This window comes from Bradyrhizobium sp. Leo170 (assembly GCF_004296405.1).
Lineage (GTDB): Bacteria > Pseudomonadota > Alphaproteobacteria > Rhizobiales > Xanthobacteraceae > Bradyrhizobium.
In genome coordinates this window covers 1-10,781 of sequence record NZ_PSRR01000302.1, presented here as the reverse complement: position 1 = coordinate 10,781, position 10,781 = coordinate 1, and the positions used below count along the sequence as shown (strand labels likewise).

At 58.4% G+C, this 10,781-nt stretch carries 13 protein-coding genes; 7 read left to right on the top strand and 6 right to left on the bottom strand.

The annotated features are described in order from the left end of the window. The first annotated feature begins 218 nt into the window (after positions 1 to 218). Positions 219 to 413 carry a hypothetical protein gene (locus tag CWO89_RS34055; RefSeq protein WP_130582844.1) on the top strand — a complete coding sequence of 65 codons (195 nt, stop codon included), beginning with the start codon at positions 219 to 221 and terminating at the stop codon, positions 411 to 413. Between the two features lie 400 nt (positions 414 to 813). On the opposite strand, the gene CWO89_RS34050 is transcribed toward CWO89_RS34055, so the two are convergent. Beyond that, entirely contained in the window at positions 814 to 1,812 is a 999-nt protein-coding gene (locus CWO89_RS34050; protein ID WP_165421438.1) for an aldo/keto reductase, read from the bottom strand. 233 nt (positions 1,813 to 2,045) lie between these two features. Here CWO89_RS34050 and CWO89_RS34045 point away from each other — a divergent pair, with 233 nt between their 5' ends. Beyond that, a complete protein-coding gene (locus CWO89_RS34045) occupies positions 2,046 to 3,323 on the top strand; it encodes a complex I NDUFA9 subunit family protein (RefSeq protein WP_245476708.1) in 1,278 nt (425 codons plus the stop codon). A gap of 128 nt (positions 3,324 to 3,451) precedes the next feature. On the opposite strand, the gene CWO89_RS34040 is transcribed toward CWO89_RS34045, so the two are convergent. From CWO89_RS34040 to CWO89_RS34025, 4 genes are all read right to left on the bottom strand, one after another. Then, positions 3,452 to 4,312: a DMT family transporter gene (locus tag CWO89_RS34040; protein WP_130582842.1), complete on the bottom strand. Its 861-nt coding sequence runs from the start codon at positions 4,310 to 4,312 to the stop codon at positions 3,452 to 3,454. A 70-nt stretch (positions 4,313 to 4,382) separates the two neighbouring features. Next, positions 4,383 to 4,997: a TetR/AcrR family transcriptional regulator gene (locus tag CWO89_RS34035; protein ID WP_207234630.1), complete on the bottom strand. Its 615-nt coding sequence runs from the start codon at positions 4,995 to 4,997 to the stop codon at positions 4,383 to 4,385. Between the two features lie 170 nt (positions 4,998 to 5,167). Further along, positions 5,168 to 5,431, bottom strand: coding sequence for a hypothetical protein (locus CWO89_RS34030; RefSeq protein WP_130582841.1), 264 nt, complete (start codon positions 5,429 to 5,431; stop codon positions 5,168 to 5,170). A gap of 96 nt (positions 5,432 to 5,527) precedes the next feature. After that, positions 5,528 to 6,310, bottom strand: a complete 783-nt coding sequence (locus CWO89_RS34025) for an SGNH/GDSL hydrolase family protein (protein WP_463703034.1) — start codon at positions 6,308 to 6,310, stop codon at positions 5,528 to 5,530. 155 nt (positions 6,311 to 6,465) lie between these two features. On the opposite strand from CWO89_RS34025, the gene CWO89_RS34020 reads away from it, so the two are divergent. From CWO89_RS34020 to CWO89_RS34000, 5 genes are all read left to right on the top strand, one after another. Beyond that, entirely contained in the window at positions 6,466 to 7,698 is a 1,233-nt protein-coding gene (locus CWO89_RS34020) for a hypothetical protein (protein WP_130582839.1), read from the top strand. A 5-nt stretch (positions 7,699 to 7,703) separates the two neighbouring features. Then, entirely contained in the window at positions 7,704 to 8,288 is a 585-nt protein-coding gene (locus CWO89_RS34015) for a protein-S-isoprenylcysteine O-methyltransferase (RefSeq protein ID WP_130582838.1), read from the top strand. A 219-nt stretch (positions 8,289 to 8,507) separates the two neighbouring features. Further along, the gene (locus CWO89_RS34010; RefSeq protein WP_027577737.1) at positions 8,508 to 8,699 is read left to right on the top strand and encodes a hypothetical protein; all 192 of its coding nucleotides are present in this window, start codon (positions 8,508 to 8,510) and stop codon (positions 8,697 to 8,699) included. 88 nt (positions 8,700 to 8,787) lie between these two features. Continuing rightward, the gene (locus tag CWO89_RS34005) at positions 8,788 to 9,489 is read left to right on the top strand and encodes a hypothetical protein (RefSeq protein ID WP_130582837.1); all 702 of its coding nucleotides are present in this window, start codon (positions 8,788 to 8,790) and stop codon (positions 9,487 to 9,489) included. A gap of 592 nt (positions 9,490 to 10,081) precedes the next feature. Next, positions 10,082 to 10,504: a Rap1a/Tai family immunity protein gene (locus tag CWO89_RS34000; RefSeq protein WP_130582836.1), complete on the top strand. Its 423-nt coding sequence runs from the start codon at positions 10,082 to 10,084 to the stop codon at positions 10,502 to 10,504. A 96-nt stretch (positions 10,505 to 10,600) separates the two neighbouring features. Here the strand turns inward: CWO89_RS34000 and CWO89_RS47215 are convergent. Next, positions 10,601 to 10,781 (bottom strand): hypothetical protein (locus tag CWO89_RS47215; RefSeq protein WP_207234629.1); only part of this gene is annotated, 181 nt, incomplete at its 5' end.

The following is a 10,781-nucleotide window of genomic DNA, read 5'->3' as shown; positions in this document are numbered from 1 at the left end:
TCTAGCCGATATCACTTGATGCGCCGCTTCAGTGCCGCGTCTACGCTCGGGCGAAATGTTGCGAGGAAATCGGTTGCGGTCGCGAAGTCGCGTTCGTCCGCTCTCCGACGGCTGGAAATCGCTTCTGACATCTCGATTGCTGGCAGTGTGCTTGACCGAGACAGTCGGTCTAGTTCTGCCCTGAGACGGACGACCTGCCCGTGACGAGTTGCCAAGTCATGGCTTATGCGGAGCAGCGCAATGAGAAGATCGCATTCTTCCATAGCGTCGAATTGAATCCTGGCTATCAGTCGTTAAGCGGCCGCTGCCGCAATCTCTGGTCCATTGTCAGCGTTCAAGAACAGGACGTCCTCGAGTCCCTCACGGCTGTTCAGCCGCACGTAGACGTCAACGATATGCTGCATGGCGATTGACACCGCACTCGCTCAAGAAATTCGATTGGACCTTGAAAGCGACGGGAAATGCCGTCGGTCCTGTAATTAAACAGCGGTAGCGCCGGGCGCACTTGCCTCGACCCACCGCCCTGATAATCGCACTTCGGACGGTAGGCAAGGAGTATGGCCCATAAAAGCCTGTTCGAGGGGGTAGCGCAACCGCAATGACACCTTGCCAACAAACACCTCGGCAAGATCGTGGTGACGCTGTAAGCCGCTCAGATTGCAGACCCGTATAGGGTGGGCAAAGGCGCACTTGCGCCGTGCCCACCATCCACGTTCGGTGCAAGAGAAGGTGGGCACGCTGCGCTTTGCCCACCCTACGCGCCACGAATCTGTAAGGCGCTCATTGCCCACCATCGTTGCCGGCGGGCAACGATCATCGTGGTTCGCCGGAAAATGCCTGCTGCAGTGCTGTCAGCCTGTCGAGCGCAGCTTGCGGCAACGGGCCTTTTTCGACCGCGGCGAGTGCGTCCTCGAACTGCTGCGGCGTCGCCATGCCGACCAGGATCGTGCCCATCGCCGGGTGGGATATTGCAAATCGCGTGGCGGCTTCGGTCAGGCTCGCCGCGAACCCCTCCGTGACCAGCGCGATGAGACGGCGTGCGCGATCGATGTCGGCATCGTAGCTCATCGCCGAACCGATCGGCTCGGGCGCCGGACCCGCAATCGGATGACGCTCGGCTGAGCCCGACAGCGCGCCGCCGGCCAGCACGCGAATGCCCACGACGCCAACGCCGGCGGCCTTGGTGTGATCGAACAATCGTCCATAATCTTGCGCCGGATAGCTCGGCGGCAAATCGTCGGCGGCAGATGGATTGAGCATGTTGTAGACGATTTGAGCGCTGTCGAAGACGCCGGCATCGATCACTTGCTGCAGCGCCGCCGTGTCGCCGACGGCCGTCATCCCGAGGAAACGAATCTTCCCCTGCTGACGCAGCCGCTCGAACGCCGGCACCACGTCGTCGAGCACCTGCTGGACGCTCAGCGCCGATCCGCCTCCGTTCTCGGCAATCGCATTGTGCAGATGAAAGATGTCGACCCGGTCAAGACGCAGTCGCGCCAGGCTGCCTTCGAGCGACATCCTGACGGCGTCCGCAATCCGGCCAAACTCGCTGGGCGGCAACCGGACCTTGGTGCCGACGGCCACATTGGCCGGTTTCAGCTTTTGCAAGACGCGGCCAAGATTCTTTTCCGATTCGCCATCGCCGTACTGCACCGCGGTGTCGAAGTAGTTGACGCCGGCGGCGATCGCCCGCGCGATGGTCCGCTCCTGGTCGACCGGATCGCCGCGCACCATAAACCCGCCCACCGCGCCGCAGCCGAAGCCCAGCACCGAGAGCTGCATTCCCGTGCGTCCAAAGACCCGCAATTGCATCGCTGTTCCTCCGGCTGATTGAAGATTATGCAATGTCGAACGCCGGCTACTCAACCGCAACATTTGCCGCGTGGTGATGCCCTCACTTTTCGATTTCCAGCCCTCTGACTGCGGCCTTGTGGTCAGACCGACACCCTGTCTGCGCCTGCAGAAACTGGAGCAAAGTCGCGAGCACGTGCTCACTTTGGGTTGGTTGCCTTGAGTTAGTGCGTTGCTACCAGTAAGCTCGCGCCATGCTGAAACACTTGCTCTTTGATGTCCTTGGCCACGTTTCCGGTCTTAGCGATGCGCAACTTGAGCAAATCGAGCAGTCATTGCCGGCGACTAGGGCGCTGATCGATCTTCTCAACAAGGCTCATCCGGTCATCGAACACGCGCAGACGCTCTATGTCGAAGCGCAGCCGCTGATCGATCAAGCCAGGAAAGAGTGGCAAACGATCGGCCCGGCCGCGCAAATCCTGTTTGACGTGATCTCGCATCACCTCAACAAAGGCAGTTCGCCGGCGGAGGCCACTGAGGCCGTTCGCGCGGCGCTCAGTGGGTCAATAAAGGGTGTAGCACAGGATCGCGGAATGGATCCGGGAATGAACCGCGTGACCGTCTTTGGGGGGACTGGATTTGTTGGTCGTCGCATCGTGCGCTGTTTGGGTGATTCCACCGCTACGGTGCGCGCAGCCTCACGCCGTACGGGGCGGGCCGAGGGCGATAACGTGGAACAGATCGTTGCCGATGCACATGACGAACGCTCCGTGGAGGCCGCTATTGCGGGCGCCGACGGCGTCGTCAACGCGATCAGCCTATATGTCGAGCATGGAGGCGACACATTTCATTCGGTGCACGTCGAAGCGGCGGCCAGGATCGCTGGAGCCGCGCGCCGGGCCGGGATCAAACGGTTCGTGCACCTGTCAGGAATAGGCGCCGACGCGACCTCGTCTTCGCCCTATATTCGCAGTCGCGGCGAGGGCGAGGCGGCCGTGCAAGCCGCATTCCCTGGCGCTGTCATTGTTCGCCCGGCGGTCATGTTCGCGCCGGACGACGCCTTTCTCACGACAATTCTCGGGCTGCTCCGGACCTTGCCAGCCTATCCGCTGTTCGGCGACGGCAGGACGAGGCTTCAACCGGTATACGCGGACGACGTCGCCGCGGCGATCGCAAATATCCTGCGGCAAACCCAAAAGCCTTATCCCATCTACGAACTGGGCGGCCCGCGCATTTACTCATACGAGGAGCTATTGCGGACCATTGCGCGTACCGCAGGATTGCGGCCGGTGCTGGTACGAACACCCTTTGCTCTCTGGGATGCCGTCGCCGGTCTCGCTGAAGTCCTGCCGCAGCCGCCACTCACGCGCAATCAGGTCGAGCTTATGCAGATCGACACGACGGCCTCGGACAGTCGGCCGGGACTTGGCCGGCTTGGCATTTCGCCGCGATCGCTCGAAGAAGAGCTCAAAGCGATGCTCAAGCGCACAAACGTGGAAACTCAAGACGCAAGAGGAATTCGCGCCAAGTAGAGGAAAGAAGACTCGGTACTGCGGCACGAGCGACAGTGTCAACGACGAGTTGGCCTCGCCGATAAGACCACCACAGCGATGACCGGTTTGGGTCAAACCCGGAAGTCGCCACGACGCGACTTCCGGGTTCAAATTGGTCGAGCGCTCGGTCTTACTTGTGTAATGGCGACGCCGGAGATCGCGAGCAGCCCACCGACAATCAACTTTGGGGTCATGCGGTCGCCAAGGAACAACACGCTCGAAATCAAGGCGAACACCGGAAGCAACAGACCGAAGGGTGCGACGCGGCCCATGGAGCAACGGGCGATCAGCCAGAACCAAAGGCCAAACCCAACAATTCCTCCGATGAAAATTGTGTAGGCGAGTGCCAGCCAACCACGTTCGTCCGCCGTGACAAGGCTCGCCAGTTGTCCATATTCAAGGAGCAACGACATCAACATGACCTGCGGCACCGTGAGCAGCGACGACCACCCCATCAACATCAGGGGATCAAAAGGGCCGTAGCGTTTCGTCAAGACGTTGGACACCGCGAATGCGAAGGCTGACCCGACCACAAGCAGCAGCGGAAGCGCGTTTGCCGACAGGCCAGGCTCCGCCGCCAACACCACCACGCCGAGGAATGCAAGCACCACTCCAGCGGACGTGGTGAGAGACGGCCTCTCCGCGAGCAGCGGCCAGGCTAACAGGACGGTGAAGGGCGTGGCGAGTTGATACGCGACGGCCGACATGCTTCCCGAGCCGAGCCCAAGGCCAACATAGAAGAGCCCGAAGTTCAGTCCACCAAAGAAAATCGAAATAGCTGCGATGGGGCCGAACTGTTGACGCGTGGGCCTTTTGACGAACGGAACAAGCAGCAGCGCGATGGCCAGGAAGCGCAGTGCGAGGAAGAAGAGAGGCGGAAACTCCGTAACGCCCACTTTGATGGCCACGAACTGATAACCCCAGAGCAAGGGAACGGCCACCGCGCAGACGATCTGGATGGCAGACATGGCATCCTTCCTTTCAAGACCGATCAGTCTAGATATCGGCGCGCCACTAGCGGAGGCGTCCATGGGTTGTTTACCTGATGAAGCGGTCGAGCAGAGCGTCAACGGTGGCTTGCGATGTGTTCCGTGCCGGTGCCGTTTTGCCGACCACTCGCAGCCCCTCAACGAAACAGACGAGAATTCGGGCGGCACTTGAAGGCTCAACACCATCGGCTAACTTGCCCGCCGTCTTCGCACGGGAAAGTGCATCCGCCACCCTGGCCTCCATGGCTTTGAAGAAGCTCGCGATGCGACGACCAACTTCAGCATCCTGGCCAGCCAGTTCCATGGCTGTGGCCACCAGCAGGCATCCGCGCCGACCATTGGCGCCGCTCGTGCGGTCAACGTAACCGGCAAGGTAGGCCCGCAGGCCGTCGACCGGCTCTCTGCGGGGGTCGAGTTCGATATCCATCCGTGTCAGGGCATCGGCAATGTAGCGATCAAGCGCACGCAAGAAGAGCGAGTGCTTGTCACCAAAAGCGGCGTAAAGGCTGCCACGCGAGAGCTTGGTCGCACGAAGAAGGTCCGGGAGCGCCGTGCCGTGATAGCCGCGCGACCAGAACACACCCATCGCGCGTTCGACAGCGGCTTCCATGTCGAAACTTCGGGGGCGGCCACGGGGCAACTGCACTGGGGTTTGGCGGCTCATTGCTGATATTATAGACCAATTGGTCTTTAAATCGCAAGTGACCGCCAAGGCTCTTTTGCGATTCGCCATCGCCGTACTGCACCGCGGTGTCGAAGTAATTGACGCCGCGTGGTGATGGCCCTCACTTTCGATTTCCGGCGCTCTAACTGCGGCCAGCACGTAGCAGCCAACTAACCGACGCGTGGCTTTGTCCTGAAGTGAGACCACAAATGACCGATCAGCGATAGGGCTAGCGCGCCCACAACAATAGGGAGCCAAATCGACGTGGTTATGATGAAGAAGGAAATGACGACCACACGTCCAAAGACCGATCCGCTCACCGGGTACTGAAGACGCGCGAAATAAGCGTAGATAACAAAGATGACGGCTAGCACCATCCACCCGGCGACAAGCACCAGCAATAAGTCAATAAGTTCGCTGAGATAATGGTGCATGAGCGCACCTCCTGACAGCGTCAGCGCGAGTTGCTGTCCCAGCCAGCGCCCAACTCATGCGAAGGCGCAGCTTTCGATTCGGCCGAGCCAGGCCTGTCAACGCGCGCTCGTCGAGATGGCTCGGGCAAGGGCTCGTCCAATGCAATCATAACCATCGGCGGTGTTGTGCAATCCGTCAAACGTTACAAGTTCGCTCTGCGCGACCCCGGCATTGATCGAGTTTCGCATCAGCGCAAAACGAGAGAATAGCCCGACCCTTTCCTGTTTTGCGACATCGATGATGATGCCCTCCATCGTTGAGTAGCTGGCTGAAGCGAGCACCTGTGGCGCATATTGCATGTCCATCAACACGATGTCCGAAGACCCTGCCTTAAGTGCCCTAACCCCTTCAAGAACGCTTCTTTTGAGCCCTTCGTCCGGCCGGCCACCCCAGGCGACGTCATTGGTACCTAACTGCCAGATAACGAGATCGGGCGTGTGCGCGAACACGTCACGCGCGAAGCGTGCGATGTTGTTTGGAATCGTATCTCCGACTCGACCGCTGTTGATGACCTCGATCGTGGCGTTGGATCTAAGTCTCGAGAGCTCTCGGCGCATCACCTCCGGATATGTGGCCGCGGACCTAAGCACCCAGAGTCCTACTGTCGACGATGATCCAATCGCTACAATCTTTAGCGGCTCACCAGATTTCAAACGCGCCGCCGTGCGGGGCAATTGTGCACCCAGCGAGACGTTGAAATTTGCCGAAAGGCATCTCTCCGCAGATGATAACTCGTCCTGTGCTTGAGAGGGCGCACTGCCAGACAATCCGACAAGCAAAGCCGCGACGATCGACGCTATTGTTCGAGCGATTCCGGCACGAAGGGCGAAATAGGTCAACATCTTCCCCCAATAATTGGTCAATTCTGTCTTGACAACCCTTGGTGCCAGACGCTTCGCTATGTCGTGCAATTACAGGTCGATTGACGCGTGGACAGCGAACAACACGATGAATCCGCGGATAGTCGAAACCGCGGATAGTCGCGGGCGAGACGATGACCGGAAAGCCTGTAGCGAAGCGGCTGGTATTCCATATTGGCGGCTATGATCCAATCACGTCGCATCTCAGCGCGCAACGACGCTTTGTGCGCGAAATTGCCAGGTTCCAACGCACCTGGTCAGTGAAAGCGACCGTTGACGGTTTGCGTGACACCGCCGATCAGATAGGATGGAATGTGATGACAACCGGCCCCGATTGGCTGGTCGAAACCGATTACCGTGTGGTCCGGTGGGACGACGTGATTCAGGCCTTCGGGCGTCGAAGCATTGGCTCACGCATTTCCGTCGGCATTCTTACGTTTCTGGATTTCGTTTTGTCCGGCACACTTTGGCGTTACCTGCTGACCAACTGGCGCTACGCAGGTTTCTTTCTCTATCCATTCGTCATGTTCGGACTGCTCATCGCGGCCGCCTTCTTGATTGGCGTGTTTGCATTCAAAATCACCGGATCAATTGCCATTGCCACCGGTGGCGGTCTCTTCGGGTTCGCTGCCGTCTTGGCGGGTCCGTGGCGCTGGCTGCACCTGGGCGACTTGTTCGACGATTGGATTTTTTCTCGCGAGTACATTCGATGCGGCAATTCGGAAATCGAGCAAAGGCTAGACAGGCTGGCCGGCGAGCTCGTGGCTGCGGCGGGCAACTTTGCCGCAGACGAAATTTTGGTCTTAGGGCACAGCCTTGGGGCCGTACTTGCGGTTGATCTGCTTGATCGCGCTTTGAAGCTGGAGCCTGCGCTCGGTGGGAACAAAACGCCAGTCACATTCTTGAGCGTTGGATCATCCATACTCAAGGTCGGCCTGCACCCGAAAGCAATACGCTTTCGCACGACGATGGAACGCGTCGCCAAGTCGCGCGCGATCTTCTGGGGCGACTATCAGGCCCTCATCGATCCCCTGAACTTTTACAAAAGCCAGCCAATGGCCGAAATGGGCTTGTCGACAGAAAACGATGCGACTGTCAGGATCGTGAGACTCAGTCGAATGCTCGACCACGACATGTATCGACGCATCCGCTTCCATTTCTTCCGTTTGCACAACCAATTCGTCAGTGGAAATGACAGGCGAACATCGTACGATTACTTTATGCTGACATGCGGCCCCGTTTCAGCTAGATCCCAGACGCTCGCCCCGGACGGCGCCCTGTCCATGATCGCTGGCGACGGAGGACTTATTGCGAGCGCGCCGCTGTCAGAAAGCGAACTGCTGGGAAGCCCGGGCGCGGCAGCCTGATTCAAATGACGCCCACCATTTCAAAAGCCATTTTCGTCGCCTTGGCGATCGGCTGGTACCTCATACGTCACAAGTACGCGCGGCGCTCTCGCCGCGAAAGGATCGTATGGAGCGCCCGCGGCCCCGTGGAAACTGCGCTGCTGCTCATATCTCTTACAGGACTCGGACTTGTGCCGCTCCTCTACGTAGCGACAGCGATACCACGTTTCGCAGATTACAGTTTTCATCCCTTGCTCGCCTGGCTCGGCCTTTTCTTTGCGATTGCGGCTTTGGGTATGTTTCACCTGACGCATCGTGCGCTGGGACGGAATTGGTCGATCAGTCTCGATGTGCGTGAGAAGCATGAACTCGTGACGGAAGGGATTTACCGGAGAGTTCGACACCCGATGTATTCGGCATTTTGGCTGTGGGCTATCGCCCAGGCGTTGCTGCTGCCTAATTGGATTGCCGGCTTTGCGGGCCTGGCCGGTTTCGGGATCTTGTACTTTGGCCGCGTCGCAAGAGAAGAACGAATGATGTTGGAGACCTTTGGCGACAGTTATCGCGCGTATATGGCGAGGACTGGTCGGGTCTTCCCGCCGGTCCTGTGAAGCAGGTCCGGACAGATATTGGATATGTGGAACCACAAAGCGACCGAGTTCCAAAAAGCCTCAAATTCCGTGCCATTTTCGCAACAACTGACGAAAAACGGCCGTCGCGACCGCTAATTGCTCAGTCTATTTGTTGCTGCCATGGCGAGCATCAGGCTATCTGTTGAAGGGTAAATTTCAACCTTCGCTGATACAGCGCTGATACAGCAGGAGATCTGGATGTTGAAGTTCGTGATCCTCGGTGTTGCGTCTCTGGCTTTCGTGGGAACAGCGGCTGCTGCCGACCTCCCACGGCCTCAGCCTCAGCCGGTGGCTGCGCCAGTCGGCAAATATCCCTTGGGCAAGTACCCCGTCGGCAAGAGCCCGGTGGGCAAATATCCGGTTGCCGCCCCGGTAGTGACCAAGGGTTGATCTAATATCCATTCGTGCGCCAGCGGCGTGCGATTGGGGGTGGATCGACCACTGTGGCATCTGGTCTTTGATTCGCGGGGATTCGAAGATGCTAGGCGTGACTCGGAAATATCCAGGTCTGCAGCGTCTTGCTGGGGTCGCGGTGCTCGCGGCCTCCGTGAGCTTGGGGGCCGGGAGCGGGAGCGCACAGCAGCTCGCGGCGCGCTCCGACCATCAGCAACAGGACGCTTTGCCTAAATCGACAGCCAAGCATGCTGAGAGCATGGCTGCGGTTGCGCCCAGTGCCCCGCCGGCCAGGTCAGACGCTAAGCCAATCCAAAGAGCTACGGCCAGAGGCCCCTATTACGTCGATTTTCGTGCCCGGACGGCAGCATCCTACGGTCATGCATTCGTCTGGTACGGAAAGACGAGTGAAAAGGAGATCGAGGTCGCGGGTTTGGCTCCGGCTGGCGACACGCTGCCCTACATGTTGGGACACCTCGTATTTGTTCCCTCTGAGACAGGGGCGAGCTATGGCGATCTTGACGAGCAATATTTGACGGCGAGCTATCGTGTCTATTTGAGCGAGGCTGACGCCAAGAAGGTCTTTGCTTATATCAAGCATCTCCAGGAGACCTCGCCGCTATGGAATGCGGCAACCACCAACTGCACTTTTTTTATCGGCCGCATAGCGACTTTTATGGGCCTGAAGACTCCGTTTCATCTGTTAAAGCCTGAGGAATACGTAAACGAGCTCAGGGAGATGAACGGCGGACGAAAAACAGTGCAGCTTGAATCCGATCGGAGCTAGACTCCTCAGTATTGAGTTCGTCCAGCTTTCCTGACGGTTTGGATAGGTGCGCGCTTTTCAGCGCGTTCGAGGGAGGGGCTGCGTTCGAGGAAACGCCGCTCAATACGAGCGACGTCCGTGTGCTGCCTCATTTGGTTAATATTTCACACAACGGACGCGCCGGTCCGAGATTTATGCCATCGGTATACTGATCGCCGCCAGCGGTTGGCCCGCAATCATGATCGGGTGCAGCCGATCTTCGCGCGCATCACGGCGCATGAGATGGATGTTTGCCAAGCCGACAAAGCGCTCTTTCGGCTGAGCGAAAATGATGAACTTGCGTTAGTTAGAGCATGATCCGGAAAGTGGAGACCGGTTTTCCCTCGCGACAAACGCGAAGCGCTTGCGCGGCGATCATGGTCAAACAAAGAGATGAGATCATGATCCAATTCCGTCTAATCGAATCATGATCTAGCGTCGCCCGCATTTGGAGGCGATGGATCAGGCCCTTGTTTTGGGCTAAGCCGTTCGAGCCGCCTCGAACGGCGCGGGCGGCAGCACCACTGCGGCAAATCAAGTGCGTGTAAGCTGTTGCGCTGGTTCGGGGACGCCAATGCGGGTCTATATCATTGTTGCCGGCCTGGTCCTTTCGATCATCGGAAGGGCAAGCGCCACGGTTGTCGATAAGGGAACCGACGCGCAGAGATCTTGCGAGATACTTGTTCAGAGCTCGTTTCGCAATCAGGACGACGCTCGGTCCGCCGGCACATGTGAGGGAATGATCGAGACTGCAATGATCTTTTCACCAAATCTGCCAACTAACATACGTGCCTGCCCCCCCGCGCAAGGCAGCATCTTGCAGGGCGCCAAGGTCTTTCTGCGGTACCTTGATAACAATCCGGATCGAGCGAAAGAACCGGGGCTCACCGTCGCTATCGAATCATTCAGAGATGCTTGGCCCTGCCAGGGTGACGACGCGGAGCCGTCCACCAAGACTGGATCAAAAAAGCGCGCGCCGACAAAACCAAAACAATAGAAGGCGCATTCTGTTTGACCTGACGATTGTGATTCAAGCTCACAAGCTGGGGCCTCGAATCATGCGCCACGAACTCACGACTATGAATGAGCCACATCAAGCTTGACGTGTAAGCCTGTCGGCACCGCCTTCTAGAGCATGATCCGGAAAAGTGGAGACCGGTTTTCCCTCGCGACAAACGCGAAGCGTTTGCGCGGAGATCATGCTCAAACAAAGAGCTAGAGCGGGATGACGATTCGAAGAAAAGTCATCATGCTCTAGGGTCTGTTGGGATTCA